Source organism: Noviherbaspirillum pedocola, from assembly GCF_016632335.1.
Taxonomy (GTDB): Bacteria; Pseudomonadota; Gammaproteobacteria; order Burkholderiales; family Burkholderiaceae_D; genus Noviherbaspirillum_A; species Noviherbaspirillum_A pedocola.
Genome location: NZ_JAEPBG010000001.1, coordinates 312629 through 335139 on the forward strand (window position 1 = coordinate 312629; position 22511 = coordinate 335139).

Here is a 22511-nt window from a genome sequence, read left to right on the forward strand (position 1 = left end):
GCGTCGAGCGCCGCAGACTTCAAGATCGGCACGCGTGCAGCTTTTTCAAGCACCGGCGCTACAGCACCCGGTGCTTCAGCGCCGGCAGATTGATGCGGGTAGTTTCCAGCAGGCAGCGATCGAATTCTCCGATTGCAATCCCCTCGCCTTCCGGCAGCACCGCGCTCACTTCGCCCCACGGATCGATCAGCATGCTGTGGCCCCAGGTGCGGCGGCCGTTGCGGTGCCTGCCGCCCTGCGCTGCGGCCAGCACATAGCACTGGTTTTCGATGGCACGGGCGCGCAGCAGAATTTCCCAGTGCGCCTGGCCGGTGGTGTAGGTAAAGGCCGAAGGCACGACGATCAGATCGACCAATCCCATCGCGCGGTACAGCTCGGGAAAGCGCAGGTCATAGCACACCGACAGGCCGACGCGCCCCAGATCCGTTTGCACCGACTGCACCTCGCCGCCGGAGACGATGGTGCGCGATTCATCATAGGACTCCTCGCCGCGGGAAAAGCCGAACAGGTGGATCTTGTCGTAGCGGCCGCAAACGCGCCCCTGCGGGTCGTAGACCATCAGCGTGTTGCGCACCTTGCCCGGCTCGTCGGCCGCCAGCGGCATCGTGCCGCCGACCAGCCAGATCCGGTGCGCGCGCGCCATCCCGGCCATGGCTTCCTGTATCGGCCCGGTGCCCGGCTGTTCGGCATGGGCGAGCTTGTCGCGCTCATGCATGCCGAAGATCGGCCAGTACTCCGGCAGCGATACCAGGGTCGCGCCCTCGGACGCTGCCTGCGCCACCAGGCGCTTCGCGCTGGCGATGTTTTCACTCACGTCCGGCGTGGACACCATCTGCACGGCGGCGATGCGGTCCATCGGGTTCATCGAATTCATCGTTGGGTTCCTTCCTGAGCGGACGGATTCGCGGCGACCGCGCCGCTCTTGCCGGTCCGGCGGTTGACCTTGCTGATCTCGGGATCCTTCCACGAGCCGGCGATATGGTATTCCATCGTGAAGGCATGCATCAGCGGATCGCGCAGGAACAGCTGTGCCAGAAAAGTGCCGAGCCCGACCACCGGATTGACCATCAAGCCGTAAGCGACCGAAGCCGCGCCGGCATTGATTTCCGGCAACACCACTACGGCGAGGTCCTGGGTCTCATTGGCGATATCGACCGAGCCGTCGAGCAGCACCACCGCCGAGACGCCGCGCATCTTGAAACTGTCGGTCTTCATCACACCGTGATCAATGCCGGCGCTGGCCACCACACCGTCGAAGGCGAAGCCCTCGGAAAACACATCGCGGAAATCCAGCGACAGGCGGCGCGGCAGGGACTGCAGCGACAGCACGCCGAGCAGCTTGGCCGCGCCCGGATCGACCTTCAGGAACTGGCCGGATGCGATGTCGAGCTGCATCTGCCCGGACAGGCTGCGCATGTCCATCTTGAACGGCAGGCCGTCCCAGTTGAGCAGCCCGGATATCCGGCCACGGCCGCCCTTCAGGACGTGCGCATAGCCGAAGCGCTCGAGCAGTTTGCCGGCGTCGGCAACATCGAGCCGGTAATCCAGGCTGGACAGATTCGCGCCATTCCTGATGGTCCATTTACCGGTGGCGGCGAAGGTGCCGTCCGGATTGGTCAGCTGCAGCTTGCCGATGCGCCATTCGCGGCCGGCGCGCAGCTCGAGGTTGTCGGCGGCGAGCTCGAGCCGACCGAGCTGCCGGCCGCTCAGCTCGAAGCGCTCGGCGACGATATCCAGCGCCGGCAGTTGCGTGGTCGTGTCCTTGCCCTGCAGCAGGTCCGACACTTCCGTGGTCGCCGCTTCCGGCACGATCAGCGCCGCCAGGCGCGCGGTGACCTTGCCTGGTCCGCGCGGCGTGCCGCTCCAGGAAAGATGGCCGCTGGCCTGCGTCGACTCGATGTTCGCCTGCCAGTCGCTGCCGCTGCGCGAGGCGCCCAGCACCACGCCGTCCAGCCGCTTGCCCATGACGATCAGCTCGGCGGCGCGCGCTGCGATCAGGCGCGGTTCGACATAGGACTGCAGGCTGTCGACGCCTGCCGCACCAACCGCAGCACCAACCGCGGCACCACCCGCCACATTGCCCGCGGGCTTGCCTGCGGCCTTTCCCGCCGCGCCAGTTGCCGGCTCGGCGCCGCTGCTGTCAGCCAGCGCGCGCCAGGCATCCAGATCGAGCCGGTCGGCGCCGAGGTTCACCGCGACCCCGGTATCCGGCATTGCCGGCGGCGCATTCACGCCGATGCCGCCGCGCACCAGCTGCCATGGCGCATGCGGCGCCTCGGCGCGGCGACGCTGATAGCGCGCTTCCAGCGTCTTGCCCAGCGTTAGCAGCCAATCCTGGCGCATGTCTCCGGCGCCCCCCGGCGCAAGCGTTTGCGCGAAACGCAGCGGCATCGCTTCCGCCGCGCCTTTCTTCAACGGCGCCGGCAGGTCCAGAGCGATGCCCTGCAGCGTCGATTCGGCGATGATTTCCGGCTGTTTGCCCTTCACATTGATCTGCACGCTGTAACGGCTGCCGCCGGACAGCCGCTCCAGCAGCCGCCGCAGCGCCGGCTGCGGATAGGCTGCACGCAAGCCTTCGGCGGTAATGGCGCCTTCGGCCCGCACCGCGACCGGACTGTCCTTGGAGCTACCGCCGCTGATCTGGCTCATGCCGCCGAGAAAGCCCGCGCGCATGCCGTTGAGGCGAAAACCATGTTCGTTGAACTTCAGTTCGCCGGTGGCGCGCGACAGGGTCGGCAGATCGGCGAGCAGATCGACATCGTTGCCGAGAAACTGCAGCGCGCCATCGACCTTCGCATCGCGGATATGCGCCAGCGGCAGATCCAGTTTCAGGTTCAGGCGCGCCTCGCCGGTACCGCGCGCCTCATCGGTGAAATTGCCTATCCATTCGGCTACCGGGCTGTTGTCGACATAGCGCAGATAGTCCTGCAGCGCGCCCTGCGCCTGGCCGCGGATGGCGAGCTGCGGATCGTGGGTCAGCAGATCCGGAATCACCGCCTCGACCTTCGACAGGCTCACGCCGCCGGTCTTGGCCGATTCACCGCGAATTTCCATGCGCGCGCGCTCGAAGCTGAAACTGCCATGGATGTTCTCCAGCAGCGGCCACATCGGCGCGGCAGTGCTGTTTTCGGCGAACTTGCCCGGCGTGTAATTGAGCCGACCACCCTCGATGAGACCGGTCACGGCAAACTGGCCATGGCGCCGGGACTGCGCGTCCTGGAACGGGAAATGCGCCATGTCGCCCTTGAGCACCAGCGCCACCCCGCTGGCCTGCCCGGCCTGCAGCGCACCGACCAGCCATTCGCGCGTGGACGCCGGCAAGGCCATCGGCAGGAAGCGGCCGATGCGACGCAGATCGAAATGCGGCACGCTGGCCGACAGATTGATCACGCCCGGCGTCGGATGGCCGGAGTCCGACAGCTCACCCTGCCAGCTGCCGTGCGCCTCGCCGGCCACGCCGTCCTGCACAAAGGAAAGCCCGCCGATCTGCACCGACAGCGCCTTCGCATTCGGCCGCGTCCAGTTCGCGCGCAGTTGCAGCTCGTCGAAGGGCAACTCGGGATCGACCAGGTAACCCGGCAAATGCAGCACCGTGCCCGGCGCCGACAAATTGATGCTGCCGCCGCGCTCGCCGGCATCGATGGCGCCGGCCAGATTCTCGAAGCCTGGCGTTGCGGCTTCGCCCTGCCTTGCCGCGCGCGAGCGCAAGGACAAGCCGTCGAAGCGGCCCTTCACATGCCACTGCGACAGCTGCGGATAATCGCCCTGCCAGGCGGCGGAAAAGTCGCGCAGCACGCCGCGCGGCGCCAGATCGGCGATTGCAGTGCGTAACTCTTCATCCAGCGGCAGCTTGCCGAGAAAGCCGGCGATCGGCGCCAGATCCAGGTAAGTCGCGCGGATCTCGGTGCGGGCTGCGCCGTTGACCGTGCCGCTGCCAACGCCCGGAACACGGCTGGCGGCAATCGTGGTCGATGGCAACGTTTGTCCATCGGCAGTTTCCAGTGTCAGATCGGTGAGCGATACCGATTGCGCGGTCATCGGTCCAGCATCGGTCCCGGCATCGTTTTCCGCATCCGGCGCGAGCTTCGCGGCGATGCGGCCGCTGATGCGGCGCATATCGAGAGGCTCCAGGTCCGGCCGCAGCCGCAGCCACAGCCCTGACAGGCCGAGATCGGCGGTGATGCCGGCCACGCGGGCGCTGTCGAAGTCCAGCCAGGCGCGCAGCGCGCCGCTGCCGCTCTTCACCTCGAACGGGTAATCGACCCAGGCGCGCCACTTTTCCAGGTCGGCTTGGCGCCAGTCGGCATAGACGGTGCCGCTCCAGCGGCTGACGTCGGCGATGCGCTGGGCAAACGACGGGTGGCGGAAGTCGGCGCGGATATCCAGCGGCGCGCCAAGCTCCTGCGGCGGCGTCGCCTTGAGCGCGAAACGGTGACGACGCCAGTGGTTGCGCAGCAGGAATTGCACCTTCTCCAGCGTCAGCGGCGGCGCATTGCGCGCGCCATCATGCCAGCGCACCCAGCCGTCGCGCACCCGGATTTCCCGTTGCGACAGCAGCCAGTCCAGGCCGCGGCCATCGTCGCCGCCGGGCTCGATGGCCACGCCGGCCACATACAGCCGGCCGTCGACATCGCGTTCGATTTCCAAATCCGGCCTGTCGATGACCAGCGACTCCAGCCGCAGATCAGCCACCAGCAACGAAGTCCAGGACAGCGTGGCCGACACCCGCGGCAGCCGCAGCGCGGTCTCGCCGCGCCGGTTGCGCACTACCACTTCATGGAGCTGCAGTTGCGGATTCAGGCCATGCCAGGACGCATGGATGGTTTGCACGCTGACCTGGCGCTGCAGCTTGCTGCTGGCAATCTGTTCAATATTCTGCTTGTAATGATCGATGTTCGGCAGAACCAGGAAGCGCAGGCCGAGCACGAGGCCGCAGAAAATGAAATACAGCACCACCATGCCGGTCAGCAGCATGCCCAGCGCATGGTGCGACAGTCGATTGGCTACTCGGTAGGCGAGGCGCAGGCGCCGCCACCCCTGCAGCGCATGAGCGTGCAGGCGGCGAAGCGGCGTGGGTGATTTCGACATCAGACCGGGAAGCGTGAGGATGGATTTCGGAAAAGCCGGCATGTTCGCATGGATGAGCCTGGTCGTCGCAGAGAAAGCACAAAAGCGCTCTAAAATAGCCGTTCGGTCATCAGACAGAGTTACTCTTGAACAACATTTCTCCTTCGCGCTTCCTGACCCGCTGGCTGCAAGGCGACGAGCGCCGCGTCGAACAGCTCGATGCCTGGTCGCAATCCTCCTTGTCCTACATCGACTTTGCCGAGATGCTGCGCGCCGAGCGCGATGCCGGCATGCCGCTGCCGCGCGCGATGCGCCGGGTACGCAACCTGGTGGTCTGTGCGCTGATCACGCGCGATCTCGATGGTCGCGCCGATCTCGACGAAGTGGTGACCACGATTTCCCGCTTCGCCGATTTCTCGGTGCAAACCCTGCTCACCGCACTCGACGAGGAAATGCGCGCCCAGCATGGCGAACCGATCGGCGAGGAATCCGGCCGGCCGCAGCGCATGATCGTGCTCGGCATGGGCAAGCTCGGCGGCTTCGAGCTGAATGTGTCCTCGGACATCGACCTGATCTTCGTCTATCCGGAAAACGGCGAAACCGCGGCCGGCGCAGGACAGCGGCAATTGTCCAACGTCGAATACTTCACCCGCCTCGGCAAGCGCCTGATCGGCGCGATCTCCGAGGTCGCCGAAGATGGCTATGTGTTCCGGGTCGACATGGCGCTGCGGCCGAACGGCGCTTCGGGGCCGCTGGTGGCCAGCCTGGGCATGGTCGAGGAATACCTGGTGGTCCAGGGCCGCGAATGGGAACGCTATGCGTGGGTGAAAGCGCGCGCGCTGACCGGGGAAGCCGAGGACATCGCCGCGCTGGACGCGATCGTGCGGCCCTTCGTCTATCGCCGCTATCTCGATTACAGCGCCATCGATGCGCTGCGCAACATGCATGCGCAGATCCGTGCCGAGGTGCGGCGCCAGGAAGCGCGGCACCCGGAGCGCAACCAGAATGTGAAGCTGGGCCGCGGCGGCATCCGCGAAATCGAATTCCTGGCGCAGGTGTTTCAATTGATCCGGGGCGGGCGCGACGCGGAGCTGCGCGAGCGCTCCACCCGCCGCACGCTGACCATCCTGGCGCAGAAGGATCTGCTCGGCGCGGACGAGGTCGCGGAGTTGCAGGCGGCCTATGTCTTCCTGCGCAATCTCGAGCACCGCTTGCAGTACCTGGACGATGCGCAGACCCACATCCTGCCGGCCAATGAAGACGACCGATTGATCATCGCGCGCATGGCTGGCTTCCCCGACACGCCGGCGCTGCTGGCCGAACTCGACCGGCAGCGCGGCATCGTCGCGGCGCAGTTCGACGCCATGTTCAGCGACAAGAGCGAGGAAGCGCCCGACGGCGCCAGCGAGGAAGCTGCCAATATCGCCGCCGTGCTGTCCGACCCGGAAAACGAGGCGGCCATCGCTGCGCACCTGGGCTCGCTCGGATTTACCGAGGCAGCCGCCGCAGCGCGCCGCATCGTCGGCACCTGGACGTCGCCGCGACTGGCATCCATGCCCGAGAACAGCCGCAATCTGCTGGCCGCGCTGATGGCCAAGTCGGTCGGCATCATCGCCGCCAACGCGCAGGACTCTCTCGCCACGCTGGCGCGCCTGCTGGATTTCTTCGAGGCGATTGCGCGTCGCGCGTCCTACCTGGCGCTGCTGACCGAATATCCACAGGCGCTGGAACGGGTGATCCGCATGATGGCCGCCAGCGGCTGGGCCGCGAGCTACCTGACGCAGCATCCGCTGCTGCTCGATGAATTGCTCGACGACCGCAGCCTGCGCACTGCGCCGGACTGGGTCGCCTTCGCCGCCGAATGCCGGCGCGAACTGGAGGCCGTGCCCGGCGACACCGAGCGCCAGATGGATGTGCTGCGCGAGCTGCACCATGCGCAATTGCTGCGCCTGCTGGCCCAGGACCTCGAAGGTGAGCTGACCGTGGAGCGGCTGGCGGACCACTTGTCCAGCCTGGCCGATGTGCTGGTCGGCGCGACGTTGGAAGCGGCCTGGCAGACGGTGCGCACCCGGCACCGCGACACGCCGCAGTTCGCGGTGATCGCCTATGGCAAGCTCGGCGGCAAGGAGCTCGGCTATGCGTCGGACCTGGACGTGGTCTTCGTCTACGACGATGACGACCAGGAAGCGCCGGGCAACTATGCCAAGCTGGCGCAGCGCTTCATCACCTGGATGACGATGCACACTCCGGCCGGCATCCTGTTCGACATCGATATCGCGCTGCGGCCCGACGGCGCCTCCGGGCTGATGGTGACGTCGATCGCCGCCTTCGAGAAATACCAGCTGTCCTCGGCCTGGGTCTGGGAACACCAGGCGCTGACGCGCGCGCGCTTCTGCGCCGGCCATGCGCCGATCGGCGAGCGCTTCGAGGCGCTGCGGGAGCGGGTACTGCGGCTGCCGCGCGATCCGGCCAAGCTAAAGACCGAAATCCTGACGATGCGCGCAAAGATGCACGAAGCGCATCCGAACCGCTCGCCGCTGTTCGACTTGAAGCATGACAGCGGCGGCATGATCGACATCGAATTCATCGTGCAATTCCTGGTGCTGCGACATGCGCAGGTGCACGCGGAGCTGACCGCCGACATCGGCAACATCGCGCTGCTGAAGCTGTGCGGACAGCTCGGGCTGATCGATGCGCCGCTGGCGCAGCGGGTTGCCGATGCCTACCGGAGCTTTCGCAAGCTGCAGCATGGCATCCGGCTGCAAGGCGAGGAACGTGCGAGGGTCGCGCCGGAACGGGTGAAGGATGAGCGCGCGGCGGTGGAGATGCTGTGGGCGCTGGTGTTTGGCTGAGGTGCGCGATTCGAATTCGTGGGCCTTTCCACGGTTCGTAGGGCCTGCTCCGCCCACGCAGTTATCACCGTTCCACTCGAGCGGAGCCGGCCCTTTCAGTTGCAGTTGCAGTTGCAGTTGCAGTTGGTTTTGGCTTTTGTCGTTGCAGTTGCTTTTAATCCCGTTGATCGCGCCGTGGCGCCGGGCCCTGAAGCGGATAAGGTGCGGCGTCTGTCTGAGCGAAGCGCAGCGTAGCGAGTTTAGCCGCGCCCCGCTTCAGGGTTCGGCGACACGGCGCAATCAACGGGGGTTTAAAAGCAACTGCAACTGCAACGGCAACGGCAAAGACACGGCAACTGCAACGGCAACGGCAAAGACACGGCAACTGCAACTGCAACTGCACCATACCCTTGCCTCGCCCAGCCAACCTTATCTCAGACTACCCACGGCCTGAAAGACAACTTGACGTCACCTTGAAAGGGCTGGCTGACAAGCTCCAACTTATGAACGTATCAGCGTCTCTGCCCGTGAATAATCTTCCGGCGTATCCACATCCCACAGCGCCTCCAGCTCGCGCCAGTCTTTGTCACGCCGCCATTCGAGCGCCAGCAAACACTTACGCGTCACATTCATCACCTCCGGCACGCTCCACATCATGTTCTCGAAACACGCCGTCGCCAGTCCGCCGCGCCGCGCGCCGACCAGCACATAGCCGCCGTCCTCGGCCGGCGTGAAAACCATGTGCGCATCGTCAAGCGCCGCGATAGCCCGCATCAGATGATCCGCGGTGAAGGCCGGGCAATCGCTGCCGATCAGCAGCGCGCGCTCATGCTCTCGCAGCAGGTGCGACAGACAATGCGCCATCCGCGCACCGAGATCGCCCTCGCATTGCGGCAGCAGCGGCACGCCGAAATGCGCCCCGCATTCCAGCAGGAACGGATGATCGATATCCCCGGCGCACCACAGCGACACCTGCGCATGCGCTACCGAGCAAGCCGTCTCCAGCGTCTTCCACGTCATTGCGCGCTGCGCTTCGGCCGCGCCCTCGGCGCCGAGCAGCGGCATCAGGCGCGTCTTGGCCTGGCCCGGCACCGGCGCCTTCGTGAATACGGCGATCCCCGCGCGCATCGTCAATCCTCGACCCGATAGCCGTAAGCCAGCGCCAGCCGGCGCGGATCGGCGCCGAGGAAATAAGCCAGCCGCAATCGCCACATCAGCAGGATCGTGCGCGCGATGCCATGCGTCTGCCAGCGCCGCGCCGAAGTGCACACCCGCGCGTGGAGGCAGGCTGGCGGAGCGAGCCGGCGCGCGCGGGCGCTGAACTCGATGTCTTCCATCAGCGGCTGCTGCGCATAGCCGCCGAGCGCTTCATAGTCCGCGCGCCGGATGAAGATCGCCTGGTCACCGGTGGCGATACCGGTGGCGCGCGAGCGCAGGTTCATCATGGTCTCAACGATGCGGAACATCGGATGCTGGCCATCGATCTTCACATCGAAGCGACCCCAGACATGGCGGCGCAACGCCGCAGCGATCAGCGCGTCGGCATCGGGCGGCAGAACGGTGTCCGCATGCAGAAACAGCAGCGCCTCGCCCGATGCGGCGATCGCGCCAGCATGCATTTGCCGCGCGCGGCCGGGTTTGGTGCTGAGTACCCGGTCCGCAAGCGGTGTGGCCAGCGCGGCGCTGCCGTCACTGCTGCCGCCATCGACCACGATGATTTCCGCGCCGCGTTCGCGCAAGGGCGCAAGCCGCGCCAGCATCGCAACGATGCCCGCCGCTTCATTGCGCACCGGGATGATGATGGAAAGCCGCATCAGCCACGCTCCCACGCGTGGTAGCGCGCTAGCCAGCCCAGAAGCTTCTGCGGCGCATGCGCGCGCTTCCAGGCGCCGGCCGCGTATTTGTTGGCCTCGGCCAGCGTCGGATAGATATGGATGGTGCCCAGCAGCTTGTTCAGCCCCAGGCCATGCCGCATCGCCAGCACGAATTCGGCGATCACGTCGGCCGCATGTTCGCCGACCACGGTCGCGCCGAGGATCGTGTCCTTGCCCGGCACGGTCAGCACCTTAACCCAGCCGTCAGTGGCGCCGTCGGCGATGGCGCGGTCGAGATCATCGATGCCGTAGCGCGTGACTTCATGCGCAATGCCCTGCTCTCTGGCTTCGCGCTCGTTCAGGCCGACGCGCGCGACTTCGGGCTCGATGAAGGTCGCCTGCGGCATCACCGAGCCATCGACAGCGAACTTGCGGAAGCGGCCGAACAAGCCATTGACCGCGGCATACCAGGCCTGGTGCGCGCCGGCATGGGTGTATTGCCACGGGCCGGCGACGTCACCGGCAGCGAGGATGTTCGGATACAGCGTCTGCAGATAGGCATCGGTCTCGATGGTGCCGGAGGGCGTCGTTGCAATGCCCAGCTCCTCGAGCCCGTATCCGGTGGTGTTGGCGATGCGGCCGACTGCGACCAGCAACGCATCGAAGACGATATGCGCTTCGCCTTCGGGGCCAGCGGCCACGAGCCGCTTCTCGCCGTTTTCCATCATGAAGCGTTGCGCGGCATGACCAGTGCGAAGCCGTATGCCTTCATCGGTGAAGCGCCGCGCCACCAGCGCCGATACCTCCTCGTCCTCGCGCGCCAGCAGCCGTTCGCCCGCCTCCACCAAGGTGACCTGCGCACCGAGCCGCGCGAAGGCCTGCGCCATCTCGCAGCCGATCGGCCCGCCGCCCAGGATCAGCAGGCGGCGCGGCAATGCGCGCAATTCCCACAGGGTGTCCGAAGTCAGGTAACCGACCGCCTCGATGCCGGGTATGGCCGGCACCCGCGGCCGCGCGCCAGCGGCGATCACGATGCTGCGCGTGGACAGCATGCGCACGGCGCCTGCTCCATCGCGCACTTCAACCAGATACGGCGACACGATGCGCGCCGTGCCCTGCACGCAATCGACGCCCAGGCCCTGGTAGCGCGCGACCGAATCATGCGGCTCGATGTCCGCGATCACGCGCCGCACCCGCTCCATCACCGCGGCGAAGTCCACGCGGGCATGGGCATCCGCGAGACCGAACTCGTCGGCGCGGCGAATCTGCGCCATCAGGCGGGCGCTACGGATCAGCGTCTTCGACGGCACGCAACCGGTGTACAGGCAATCGCCGCCCATACGATGCTTCTCGACCAGCGCCACCTTCGCCTTCACCGCCGCTGCGATATAAGCCGATACCAGCCCGGCCGCGCCGGCGCCGATGACGACCATGTTGAAGTCGAAGCGCTTCGGCTTTGGCCATCGCGCGTAGCGGCGGCGCGCCGTCCACGCAGCCAGCGCGCGCCGCGCCAGCAGCGGGAATACGCCCAGCAGGGTGAACGCAGCCAAGAGGCCTGGCGAGAACAGGTCGCGTGCCGATGTCAGCTCGCCGAGCTGGGTGCCGGCCAGCACGTAGACGATGGTTGCCGGCAGCATGCCGAGCTGGCTGACCCAGTAATAGGTCATCGTCGGCATCGCGGTCGCGCCCATCAGCAGGTTGATCAAAAAGAAGGGAAACAGCGGCACAAGGCGCAGCGTGAACAAATAAAAGGCGCCATCGCGCGCGATGCCCTCGTCGATGGCGCGCATGCGTGTACCGAAGCGGCGCAGCACCGCGTCGCGCACCAGGAAGCGCGCGGCGAGAAAGGCCAGGGTCGCGCCGATGCTGGAAGCGAAGGACACGATCAAGAGCCCGCGCCACAGGCCGAATACGGCACCGCCGGCCAGCGTCAGGATGGTCGCGCCCGGCAGCGACAGCGCGGTGACGAGCGCATAGATGGCGAAGTAGATGACGGCAGCGCTCCATGGATGCTGCGCATCCCAGGCGCGCAGCGCCAGCTGCTTTTCCTTCAGCAGATCGAGGCCGAGATAGCGGTTGAGGTCGAGCGCGAAAAAGGCGGCAACCATCGCCGCCGCGAGCAACAGCAGTGCGATGCGTCGCAGGGTCGCCGGCTTCACGCCAGCGCGCCGCCGCAGCTGCTGCCCGCGCCCGCGGTGCAGCCCCAGCAATGCTCGGCAACGGCAATGCGCTCGCCCTCGACATGGGTGTGCAGCAGCGCGGACAGATGCATGCGCTCGCTGGCGCGCCGCATCGGCATGCCGAGCATCTGGTTGAAGTCGCAGTCGTACAGGTAGCCCTGGTAATCGACGGACACCAGTGAGCGGCACATCACGCCGGCCAGGTTCGCATCCTGGTGCGCGCCGCGCAGCAGCTGCAGGTAATCGTCGAACTGGCCTTTCGACACCAGCATGCTGCCGAAACGCTGTATCGGCATGTTGGTAATGGTGTAGAGGTCGTTGAAGCGAATGCCGAAGCGCTCGCCGAGGAAGCGGTCGTAATCGGTCTTGAGCTTGGCCTGCGGCGGCGGCAGCGACGGGCCTTGCGGATTGAACACCAGATGCAGCTTCAATGCACTATTGCCACCGTAGCCGAGGGCATTGAGCCGCTGCAGCACGCGGATGCTGGCATCGAAAGTTCCCTTGCCGCGCTGGCGGTCGACATTGTCTTCCTGGTAGCACGGCAGCGAGGCGACGATCTCGACCTCGTGCGCGGCGAGGAAATCGGCCATGTCCTCATAGCCCGGCTGCTCGAGAATGGTGAGGTTGCAGCGGTCCATCACCTTCACGCCCAGTTCGCGCGCGCCTGTCACCAGCCGGCGGAAATGCGGATTCATCTCGGGCGCGCCGCCGGTGAGGTCCAGCGTCTTCATGCGGGCCTGCCGCAATACCTCGAGCACCAGGTCGACGGTGGCGCCGTCCATCTGCTCGGTGCGGTTCGGGCCGGCATTCACATGGCAGTGCACGCAGCTCAGGTTGCAGGTGTAGCCGAGATTGACCTGCAGCGTGTCGGTCCGGCGCCGCGCGAGCGCGGGGAAGTCGGTGGCGGCGAGCAGCGGGAAGGTGGCGCGCATGATGATGGTCCTGGTGGGAAACGAGTCGCAAGGATAAGCGATTTGTGCGGCGGGGATCGGACGCTTGCTCGCGGCCGGTGCACTACGTAGGGTGGGCGCAGCCCACGAATCGGTCGAACAAAGCGTGGGCTGCGCCCACCCTACGGGCTACTGCCTATCAACAATACTTCGCAATCAGCGGCATCAGCTTCTCGCGCGTGGCTGCCGGCATCGCCGCTGGCCGCGTTACCAGTCCCGCCGCCAGTGCGCTGTGCGCCTTCGATAGCGGCGCCTCGGCGCCCAGCCTGCGGATCGCCGCGCGCAGCAGGTTCTGCGCGTTCGCGGCATTGTGAGCCAGGTTGCCGAGCGCAATCTCGGCGGTCACCGCTTCATGGCCGGGATGCCAGCAATCGTAGTCAGTCACCAGCGCCAGCGTGGCATAGGCAATTTCCGCTTCGCGCGCCAGCCGCGCCTCGGGCATGTTGGTCATGCCCACTACCGACGCGCCCCAGGAACGGTACAGCTGCGATTCAGCATATGTTGAGAATTGCGGCCCTTCGATGCAGACATAGGTGCCGCCGCGATGCAGCACGGTGTCGCTGAATGCGCAATCGGCAAAGGCCGCGCCCAGCACCTCGGACAGCGCCGCGCACACTGGATGCGACAGTCCCACATGCGCAACCGCACCCTCGCCGAAGAAGGTGCCGACGCGGTGCCGAGTCAGGTCGATGAACTGGTCCGGCAGCACCATGTGGCGCGGCGCGAGTTCTTCTCGGAACGAGCCGACCGCCGACACCGACACCAGGTAATCCACGCCCAGCGACTTCAGCGCCCAGATGTTGGCCCGATACGGTATGCCGCCCGGCAGCACCGAGTGGCTGCGGCCATGCCGCGCGAGGAAGGCCACCGGCACGCCTTCGATGGTGCCTGTCGCGATCGCATCCGAAGGCTTGCCGAAGGGCGTGTCGATCTCGACTTCGCGGATGTTCTCCAGTCCTTCCATGCGGTACAGCCCGCTGCCGCCGATGATGCCTATGCGTATCTTGTCCATGTCGTTCTTGTTGGAAGAGGAAATGCGTTCAGGCCGGCCATAGCGGCGGCTCGGCCATCAATGCCACCTGCTCGCGCAATTCAAGAATGCGGTCCTGCCAGTAGCGTTGCGTGTTGAACTCGGGGAAGGCAGCGGGAAAGGCAGGATCGTCCCAGCGCCGCGCCAGCCACGCCGAATAATGCAGCAGCCGCAGCGTGCGCAAGCCTTCGATCAGGTGCAGCTCGCGCGTATCGAATTCGCGGAAGTCTTCATAGCCGGCGAGGATGTCCGACAGTTGCCGCACCATGTCCGCGCGCTCGCCTGAAAGCAGCATCCACAGGTCCTGGATTGCCGGGCCCATGCGGCTGTCGTCGAAGTCGACGAAATGCGGACCGGCATCGGTCCACAGCACATTGCCGACATGGCAGTCGCCGTGCAGTCGGATCATCGCCACCTGCCCGGCGCGCGCATAGCAGCCGCGCACGCCATCGAGCGCCTGCTCGACCACGCTTTGCCACGGCGAGCGCAATTCCGGCGGCAGGAAGTCATGCGACAGCAGATAGTCGCGTGACTCGATGCCAAACGTGTCGATATCCAGAGCCGGACGCTCGGCATACGGCCGCGCCGCGCCGACCGCATGGATGCGACCGAGAAAGCGGCCCAGCCATTCGAGGGTGTCGGCACGATCCAGCTCGGGGGCGCGGCCGCCGCGGCGCGGGAAGACGGCAAAGCGGTAGCCGCCGAAAGTCCTCAGCGTCGCGCCATCCAGCGTCATGGCCGGCACCACCGGGATCTCGCTGTCGGCCAGTTCGGCGACGAACGCATGTTCTTCGAGGATCTGCGCATCGCTCCAGCGCAGCGGCCGGTAGAACTTCGCGACCACGGGTGGCGCATCGTCGATACCGACCTGGTAGACGCGGTTTTCGTAGCTGTTGAGCGCAAGCAGGCGGCCGTCTGCATGCAGGCCGACGCTGGCCATCGCATCGAGCACCAGGTCTGGGCTCAGCTCGGCATAGGTGGTGGCTGGGGTAGTCATCGCGCCATTGTACGGGCATACGCGGTTACACTATCGCCCTTCAATCTCTTCCCCTGGAATTCCCCGATGCACCTGGATGAACCGCTTTCCGACAAGGAATTCAACGAGCTCGACAAATTCCTGATGTCCGAGCGCTGCAGCGATGAATGCATGACCATGGACGCGCTGCACGGCTATCTGACCGCGCTGGCGATCGGTCCGCAGGAAGTGCCTTTCGCCGAATGGCTGCCGCGGGTATGGGGCCCATCGCCCGAAGATGCGCCCGAGTTCAAGTCCGACGCGGAGCACAAGCGCATTACCGGCCTGATCGCGCGCGTGATGAACGACATCATCACTACCTTCGAAGTCGCGCCGAACGAATATGAACCGCTGTTCCTCGAACTCGATTACCAGGGGCGCAAGCTGCTCGATGCAGAATCCTGGGCCTGGGGCTTCTGCGAAGGCATGGAATTGAAGGCCGACGCCTGGCAGCCGCTGTGGGACTCGGATCAGGCCGAGCTGCTGCGCCCGATCTATCTGCTCGGCGCGGAAGAAATCGAGGAAGAGGAATTGCCGCTGGTCGACAATCCGGTCAAGTGCGACAAGCTGGCCATCGAGATTGAAGCGGCGATTCCGATGATCCGGCGCTTCTGGGCGCCGCTGCGCAAGTCCGCCGTGGAAACCGTGCAGCGCGATGCGCCTAAGCTGGGCCGCAATGATCCCTGTCCTTGCGGTAGCGGAAAGAAGTACAAGAAGTGCTGTGGGGCGGAGCAAGGAGATGCGTAGGTTGGGCTGACGAAGGAAGCCCAACATGCTCGCGGGCTGCGGGCGTTTGATGTTGGGCTTTCAGCCCAACCTACGAAGAAGCCCAACATGCTCGCGGCTTGCGGGCGTTTGATGTTGGGCTTTCAGCCCAACCTACGCAATGTGTTGGCCCGCGCTCACACCCGCTCGATCACCACCGCAATGCCCTGCCCCACGCCGATGCACATCGCGCACAGCGCATAGCGGCCGCGGATGCGGTGCAATTGATTGACCGCGGTCGCAATCAGCCGTGCGCCCGAAGCGCCGAGCGGATGACCCAGCGCGATCGCGCCGCCGTTCGGATTCACGCGCGGATCGTCGTCCTGCAGCCCCCAGTCGCGCAGCACCGCCAGCGCCTGCGCCGCAAAAGCTTCGTTCAACTCGATCACATCCATCTGCTCGAGCGTGAGTCGCGTCTGCACCAGGACCTTGCGCGCCGCGGGCGCCGGTCCCATGCCCATGATGCGTGGCTCGACACCGGCCACTGCCATGCCGAGGATACGCGCGCGTGGCGTGAGCCGGTGGCGATGCGCGCTCTTGTCGCAGGCCAGGAGCAGCGCGCAGGCGCCGTCATTCACGCCCGAGGCATTGCCCGCGGTGACGCTGCCGCCAGCCCGCACCACGGGTTTCAATGCGGCCAGCGCTTCGAGCGAAGTCGCGCGCGGATGCTCGTCTTCAATCAGGATGGAAGGATCGCCCTTTTTCTGCGTCAGCGTCACTGGCGTGATCTCTTCGGTGAACACGCCGCTTCCCTGCGCGGCCAGCGCCTTTTGCTGTGAAGCGAGCGCGAAGCGATCCTGCGCGTCACGATCGATGCCGAATTCCTCGGCAACGTTCTCGGCGGTCTGCGGCATCGAATCGGTGCCGTACTCGGCCTGCAGCAGACGGTTGACGAAGCGCCAGCCTATGGTCGTGTCATGGATTTGCGCATTACGCGAAAACGCGGTCTCGGCCTTGCCCATCACGAAGGGCGTGCGGCTCATCGATTCGACGCCGCCGGCAATGGCCAGGCTCGCTTCGCCGCAGCGTATCGCGCGTGCCGCGCTGCCCACGGCATCCATGCCCGAACCGCATAGCCGGTTGATGGTGGCGCCCGGCACGTCCTGCGGCAAACCGGCCAGAAGCGCGGCCATGCGCGCGACATTGCGGTTGTCTTCGCCGGCCTGATTGACGCAACCCATCAGCACTTCGTCGACGGCGGCCCAGTCGACATCGGGATTGCGCACCATCAGCGCCGAGATCGGCACCGCGGCCAGGTCATCGGTGCGCAGTGAAGACAGCATGCCGCCGTAGCGGCCGAAAGGCGTGCGTATCGCATCGCAGATGTAGGCGGGAATGATCATGATGCTCCTTCACAAGAGGCGACTCGTCATTCTTTCCTGCGGCGCCGGCGCGCCTGCCGGGTACTGCAGCCCGCGGCGCTCAAGCCTTGATGAAATGCTCGCGGTAGTAGCGCAGCTCTTCGATCGACTCGATGATGTCGGCCAGCGCGGTGTGCTTCTGGTGCTTCTTGAACCCGGCGATGAGTTCAGGCCTCCAGCGCCGGCATAGTTCCTTCAGCGTGGACACATCCAGGTTGCGATAGTGGAAGAAGGCTTCCAGCTTGGGCATGCCGCGCGCCATGAAGCGGCGGTCCTGGCAGATGGTATTGCCGCACATCGGCGATTTGCCGGCCGGCACGAAATGCTTCAGAAAGTCGATCAATGCAAGCTCGGCATCGGCTTCGCTCACCTTCGATGCCTTGACCCGGTCGATCAGGCCGGAGCGGCCGTGGGTGCTCTTGTTCCAGTTGTCCATGCCGTCCAGCACTTCGTCGGACTGATGAATCGCGAAGACCGGACCTTCGGCGAGGACATTGAGCTGCGCGTCGGTAACCACCACCGCCACTTCGATGATGCGGTCGGTATCCGGGTCCAGCCCGGTCATTTCCATGTCGACCCACACCAGGTTGAATTCGTTCGGACGCGCCGGCGTCTGGGCGCCGCCATCGGCTGCTATCGCTTGTGACATAATGTTTTCCCTTCCAAGACCCGGCATTTTCTCACAGGCACAGCATGTCCACGCAAGCCTTCACCCTTTTGTTTCTCGTATTTCTGCTGGCCACATTTACCGTGCGCTGCTGGCTGACGACGCGCAATGTGCGTCACGTATTGAGCCATCGCGACGCGGTGCCGCAGCAGTTCGCGCAGCGCATCCCGCTGGCCGCGCACCAGAAAGCCGCCGACTACACCGTGGCGAAAAGCCGTCTCGGCATGATCTCGCTGTTCTTCCAGACCGTGGTGCTGCTCGGCTTTACGCTCTTCGGCGGATTGCAATGGCTGTCGGTGCACATCCTGAATATCACTGGTCCCGGCACGACTTATCAGCTGGCGCTGCTGGCCGCCTTCGCCGTCATCTCCGGCATTCTTCTCGACCTGCCCTTCGATTACTACCGGCAATTCGTGCTGGAAGCCCAATTCGGATTCAACAAGATGACGCCGAAGCTGTTCATCTCCGATCTGATCAAGACGGTGACAGTGGGCGCGGTCATCGGGTTCCCGCTGGCATGGGTGATCCTCGTGCTGATGGAAAAGGCCGGCGCGCTGTGGTGGCTGTATGCCTGGGTGGTATGGAGCGGCTTTCAATTGCTGATGCTGGTGCTGTTTCCGACCGTGATCGCGCCGCTGTTCAACAAGTTCACGCCGCTCGAAGATGACACGCTGCGCGCGCGCATCGAGAACCTGATGCGCCGCGTCGGCTTCGCTTCCAAGGGCCTGTTCGTGATGGATGGCAGCAAGCGCAGCGCGCATGGCAATGCCTATTTCTCCGGCTTCGGCGCAGCCAAGCGCATCGTGTTCTTCGACACGCTGCTGTCGCGCCTGGCGCCTGAGGAAATCGAAGCGGTGCTCGCGCATGAGCTCGGCCATTTCAAGCTCAGGCACATCATCAAGCGCATCGCGGTGATGTTCGGGCTGTCGCTGGCACTGCTGGCCTTGCTTGGTTATCTGAAGAACCAGGTCTGGTTCTATGCCGGCCTTGGCGTCGATCCTTTGCCCGGCGTGCCGAACGATGCGATGGCGCTGCTGCTGTTCGCGCTGGTGCTGCCGGTGTTCACCTTCCTGTTTTCGCCGCTGGCATCGATCAGCTCGCGCAAGCATGAGTTCGAAGCTGATGCCTTCGCCGCGCAGCACAGCAATGCGCAGGACCTGGTGTCGGCGCTGGTGAAGCTGTATGAAGACAATGCATCGACGCTCACGCCGGACCCGTTGCATTCAGCCTTCTATGATTCGCATCCGCCGGCGACGCTACGCATCAATCGCCTGATGGCGGCGGGGAGCGCGCATTGAGCCGCGTGGTCAAGCGTGGCGGGCGCGCGCATGGCTGAATTCAAGGGTGTGATCATTGCCGCGCACGGCCGTCACTACATGGCCGATGCGAACGGGCAAAGGCTGCAGTGCGTAACCCGCGGCAAGAAGAGCGATGTGGCTGTCGGCGATATCGTGCGGCTGAAGACCACGTCGTCGGACCAGGCGGTGATCGAGGGCATCGAAGAGCGCAAGACCCTGCTCTACCGCTCCGACCAGTACAAGTCCAAGCTGCTGGCCGCGAATGTGACGCGGCTGTTCATCGTCGTGGCGACCGAGCCGAGCTTTGCCGACGACCTGGTTTCGCGCTCGCTGGTGGCAGCCGAATCGGCCGGCGTCGAGGCGCACATCCTGCTCAACAAGATCGATATGACGGATGCGCTGCCGCGCGCGCGTGAGCGGCTGGCGCTGTATGCGGGTTTGGGCTACCCGGTGCACGAGATGTCGGCGCGCACGCGGCCCGAGGAAGCGGTGGCGTTGCTCACGCCGCTGATGCAGGGCCAGTCGTCGATCCTGATCGGCCAGTCCGGCATGGGCAAGTCGTCGCTGATACAGCTGCTGGTGCCGGATGCCGACATCGCGGTGCGCGAAATCTCGGTGGCGCTCGATACCGGCAAGCACACCACCACCTTCACGCGGATGTACCGCATCGATGAATCCACGTCGGTCATCGATTCGCCGGGCTTCCAGGAATTCGGCCTGCATCATCTGACCGAGGGCATGCTCGAGCGCGCGTTTCCGGAGTTCAAGCCTTTCCTCGGCGGCTGCCGCTTCTACAACTGTCATCATGTGGCGGAGCCGGGTTGCGCGGTGCTGGATGCAGTCAAGGAAGAAAAGATCGCGGCGATGCGGCATGCGCTGTATCTGCAGTTGCGGCATGAGGCGATGCAGAAGATCGGATACTGAAGCAGCTCGGCGGGAACGCGGGTTCGCGCGCGGGTGATCTCACCGCTCTGTTTGCCTGTGCATGGCGACGGGTCGCCTCCTGCTGCGCCACCCGGTTCACCACGCGTTCGGAGCGTTCCGCCGGGAACAGCCCTGCGATGCCCGCCGATTGCCGGCGGCGATAAGGCAGGCATCGTGAAGCCATGCAGGATGGATCGGCCTCCTAGCTATCGATGCCGCGATCGCCTCTTACCGCAACGTCCTCGGCAAGAGGCGATCGCGGCCAAGACACGTTGACGAGGGATGCGCTAGATCGAATGCTTGCGGCAAGGGCCGCCGCGCCGCTCCTGGAAAGATCGATTCCGACAACCTTCAGGTTTTGCAGGGTACGGTTGCTCCGCAGCGCATCGGCCAGCATCAATGAGAACTGGTCGTCACGTGCGGATTCAGGTTGCATCGTTGCGTTGATGTTGAGCCCTTGCAGTTGCGTATTGGACTTCAGGCTCCGTGCGATTTGCGTCCACCCTTCATCCGTGACTCCGGAAAATACAAGGCGGATCTGTTTCAACGCGGGGTTGTTGCCCAGGGCCTTGGCCAACTGTCCTGCCCCGGCATTATCGATCCGCGCATCGGTATCGCTGATGCTGAGCTTTTGCAATTCAGACACAGGCAGCGCATCGGCCAATGCTGCGACGCCGTCATTGTCCATGCCGACATCCTGCAGTCGCAGTTCCTGCAGTCGCGGCGCGCTCGGCAGATTCTGGCAAAGGGCGCGCACGCCGTCGTTTCCAATCCTGTTGTTGCCAAGGTCCAGGGAAGTCAAGCCGCTTTCTCGCAAAGCCACGGCCAGCGCCATGACGCCGTCCGGTCCGATGTTGTTGTGATGCAGATCCAATTCCATCGGCTTCGGGCAGGTCCTGAGCCAATCAGCAAGAGTCTGCATGTCGGCGTCGCCCAGTGAACAGCTCGTCAAGTCCAGCTTGCCGATATCTGCATGGACCGCCAGCCAGGAGATGGCATTTGGCATATTGTTCTTCACCAGAAACAGGACGAGGGGCCGCAGGTCTCTTGGATCGTCGTGCGGCGGCACTTCTCCCGCAAAGAATTTCTGTACCGTTTCCCTGCTGACCTTCAGGGCTTCTTCATGCAGTCTCCCCGCTGCATCGAAACCTTCGTCTTCGTACATCGGATGCGCTGCACGATAAAGGTCTACCTCCTTTTCCAAACTGCTTTGCGCATCATCCGCATCGCTCTTAGCTGGCATCTCGAAATGCGGGTGATCTTGAGGCGGCACAGGCATGCCGTGCAACTGGTCGACCGAAAACGCGCGCTCGCTGCTGTTGCGTTGCTGGTCCGGGGAGAGCTCAGACGTGGCGGCTTGCGCAGACGGGGTAAGCTTAGGGGATCCAGCGATGCGGTCCATGTTGCCTCCAGGTGAAAGGTTAGTTAACAAAAGCGAATCAAGAATTGCGATAAGCGTACCTTTGTAACCAGGACGCACTATCCGTTCGCGATGGATTACAACGGCAAGGCAAGTTCACCGCGCCGATCCTATTGCGTCGCATCGTCGAAGACGGGCCCGCCCAAAGACCGCAACGTGCCAATTCCCCACAAACTCCCCTATAATCTGCCGGGTCGCAGATTCCGGCGGCAGGCCTCACCCGATGTGCCTTGCCGCCGTTTCCTTTTATGGCAATCAAACACTTCCTGCAGTTTTCCGACTTCACGCTGGATGAATTCGAGTACGTGATCGAACGCGCTCGCCTCATCAAGCGCAAGTTCAAGAACTACGAGCCGCATCACCCGCTGGAAGACCGCACGCTGGTGATGGTGTTCGAAAAGAATTCCACCCGCACCCGCCTGTCCTTCGAAGCCGGCATGCACCAGCTCGGCGGCGCGGCGATCTACCTCAATACCCGCGACAGCCAGCTCGGCCGCGGCGAGCCGGTGGAAGACGCGGCCCAGGTGATTTCCCGCATGTGCGACATCATCATGATCCGCACCTTCGGCCAGGACATCATCGAGCGCTTTGCCGCGAATTCGCGCGTGCCGGTGATCAACGGCCTGACCAATGAACACCATCCCTGCCAGGTGCTGGCTGATGTCTTCACCTACATCGAGCATCGCGGCAGCATCGCTGGCAAGACCGTGGCCTGGATCGGCGACGCCAACAACATGCTGTATTCCTGGCTGCAGGCGGCGCAGGTGTTCGGCTTCCATGTGAATGTATCGACCCCGGCCGGCTACGATATCGACCCGGCGCTGGTCGAACCCAGCAACCAGCGCTACACCCTCTTCCCGAATCCCGCCGACGCCTGCCAGGATGCCGACCTGGTCACCACCGACGTCTGGACCAGCATGGGCTTCGAGGAAGAAAACGCGGCGCGGCTGAAGGCCTTCGATGGCTGGATCGTCGACGGCGCGAAGATGGCGCGGGCTCGTCCCGACGCGCTGTTCATGCATTGCCTGCCGGCGCACCGCGGCGAGGAAGTGGCGGCTGAAGTCATCGATGGTCCGCAATCGGTGGTCTGGGACGAAGCGGAAAACCGGCTGCATGTGCAAAAGGCGCTGCTGGAATATCTGGTCGTGGGCCGCGTCGGCGCGAACTGAACAACCCTCTTATCTGTATT

The 22511-nt window shown here is 64.7% G+C and carries 16 protein-coding genes; 5 read left to right on the forward strand and 11 right to left on the reverse strand.

Annotated elements, in window-relative coordinates; translation table 11 throughout:
* Nucleotides 1-58: 58 nt before the first annotated feature.
* Complete coding sequence (locus tag JJB74_RS01440; RefSeq protein ID WP_407672247.1) at nucleotides 59-874, reverse strand: carbon-nitrogen hydrolase family protein; 816 nt, start codon at nucleotides 872-874, stop codon at nucleotides 59-61.
* A complete protein-coding gene (locus JJB74_RS01445) occupies nucleotides 871-5130 on the reverse strand; it encodes a YhdP family protein (protein WP_200589986.1) in 4260 nt (1419 codons plus the stop codon). The genes JJB74_RS01440 and JJB74_RS01445 overlap by 4 nt, the downstream gene beginning before the upstream one ends.
* An 83-nt stretch (nucleotides 5131-5213) precedes the next feature.
* On the opposite strand from JJB74_RS01445, the gene glnE reads away from it, so the two are divergent.
* Nucleotides 5214-7919, forward strand: coding sequence for a bifunctional [glutamate--ammonia ligase]-adenylyl-L-tyrosine phosphorylase/[glutamate--ammonia-ligase] adenylyltransferase (gene glnE / locus JJB74_RS01450; protein WP_200589987.1), 2706 nt, complete (start codon nucleotides 5214-5216; stop codon nucleotides 7917-7919).
* A 480-nt stretch (nucleotides 7920-8399) separates the two neighbouring features.
* Here glnE and JJB74_RS01455 read toward each other — a convergent pair whose 3' ends face one another.
* The 6 genes from JJB74_RS01455 to JJB74_RS01480 all read right to left on the reverse strand — a co-directional run bounded on the left by JJB74_RS01455 (nucleotide 8400) and on the right by JJB74_RS01480 (nucleotide 14869).
* Complete coding sequence (locus tag JJB74_RS01455) at nucleotides 8400-9026, reverse strand: TIGR04282 family arsenosugar biosynthesis glycosyltransferase (protein ID WP_200589988.1); 627 nt, start codon at nucleotides 9024-9026, stop codon at nucleotides 8400-8402.
* A gap of 2 nt (nucleotides 9027-9028) precedes the next feature.
* Entirely contained in the window at nucleotides 9029-9712 is a 684-nt protein-coding gene (locus JJB74_RS01460) for a TIGR04283 family arsenosugar biosynthesis glycosyltransferase (RefSeq protein ID WP_200589989.1), read from the reverse strand.
* Nucleotides 9712-11820 (reverse strand): FAD-dependent oxidoreductase, encoded by a 2109-nt coding sequence (locus JJB74_RS01465; RefSeq protein ID WP_200590713.1) that lies wholly within the window; start codon nucleotides 11818-11820, stop codon nucleotides 9712-9714. The genes JJB74_RS01460 and JJB74_RS01465 overlap by 1 nt, the downstream gene beginning before the upstream one ends.
* Nucleotides 11821-11867: 47 nt before the next feature.
* Nucleotides 11868-12824 (reverse strand): arsenosugar biosynthesis radical SAM (seleno)protein ArsS, encoded by a 957-nt coding sequence (gene arsS / locus JJB74_RS01470; protein WP_200589990.1) that lies wholly within the window; start codon nucleotides 12822-12824, stop codon nucleotides 11868-11870.
* A gap of 157 nt (nucleotides 12825-12981) precedes the next feature.
* Complete coding sequence (mtnP, locus tag JJB74_RS01475; protein WP_200589991.1) at nucleotides 12982-13854, reverse strand: S-methyl-5'-thioadenosine phosphorylase; 873 nt, start codon at nucleotides 13852-13854, stop codon at nucleotides 12982-12984.
* A 28-nt stretch (nucleotides 13855-13882) separates the two neighbouring features.
* A complete protein-coding gene (locus JJB74_RS01480; protein WP_200589992.1) occupies nucleotides 13883-14869 on the reverse strand; it encodes a serine/threonine protein kinase in 987 nt (328 codons plus the stop codon).
* 66 nt (nucleotides 14870-14935) lie between these two features.
* Here JJB74_RS01480 and JJB74_RS01485 point away from each other — a divergent pair, with 66 nt between their 5' ends.
* Nucleotides 14936-15634 (forward strand): UPF0149 family protein, encoded by a 699-nt coding sequence (locus tag JJB74_RS01485; protein WP_200589994.1) that lies wholly within the window; start codon nucleotides 14936-14938, stop codon nucleotides 15632-15634.
* A gap of 155 nt (nucleotides 15635-15789) precedes the next feature.
* On the opposite strand, the gene pcaF is transcribed toward JJB74_RS01485, so the two are convergent.
* A complete protein-coding gene (gene pcaF, locus JJB74_RS01490; RefSeq protein ID WP_200589996.1) occupies nucleotides 15790-16995 on the reverse strand; it encodes a 3-oxoadipyl-CoA thiolase in 1206 nt (401 codons plus the stop codon).
* 79 nt (nucleotides 16996-17074) lie between these two features.
* Nucleotides 17075-17662, reverse strand: coding sequence for an oligoribonuclease (gene orn, locus JJB74_RS01495; RefSeq protein ID WP_200589997.1), 588 nt, complete (start codon nucleotides 17660-17662; stop codon nucleotides 17075-17077).
* Nucleotides 17663-17706: 44 nt separating this feature from the next.
* Here orn and JJB74_RS01500 point away from each other — a divergent pair, with 44 nt between their 5' ends.
* A complete protein-coding gene (locus JJB74_RS01500) occupies nucleotides 17707-18978 on the forward strand; it encodes a M48 family metallopeptidase (RefSeq protein WP_200589999.1) in 1272 nt (423 codons plus the stop codon).
* Between the two features lie 30 nt (nucleotides 18979-19008).
* The gene (rsgA, locus tag JJB74_RS01505) at nucleotides 19009-19902 is read left to right on the forward strand and encodes a ribosome small subunit-dependent GTPase A (RefSeq protein WP_200590001.1); all 894 of its coding nucleotides are present in this window, start codon (nucleotides 19009-19011) and stop codon (nucleotides 19900-19902) included.
* Between the two features lie 202 nt (nucleotides 19903-20104).
* On the opposite strand, the gene JJB74_RS01510 is transcribed toward rsgA, so the two are convergent.
* Entirely contained in the window at nucleotides 20105-21304 is a 1200-nt protein-coding gene (locus JJB74_RS01510) for a leucine-rich repeat domain-containing protein (RefSeq protein WP_200590003.1), read from the reverse strand.
* A 266-nt stretch (nucleotides 21305-21570) separates the two neighbouring features.
* Here JJB74_RS01510 and argF point away from each other — a divergent pair, with 266 nt between their 5' ends.
* Nucleotides 21571-22491, forward strand: a complete 921-nt coding sequence (gene argF, locus JJB74_RS01515) for an ornithine carbamoyltransferase (RefSeq protein ID WP_200590005.1) — start codon at nucleotides 21571-21573, stop codon at nucleotides 22489-22491.
* Nucleotides 22492-22511: the final 20 nt, after the last annotated feature.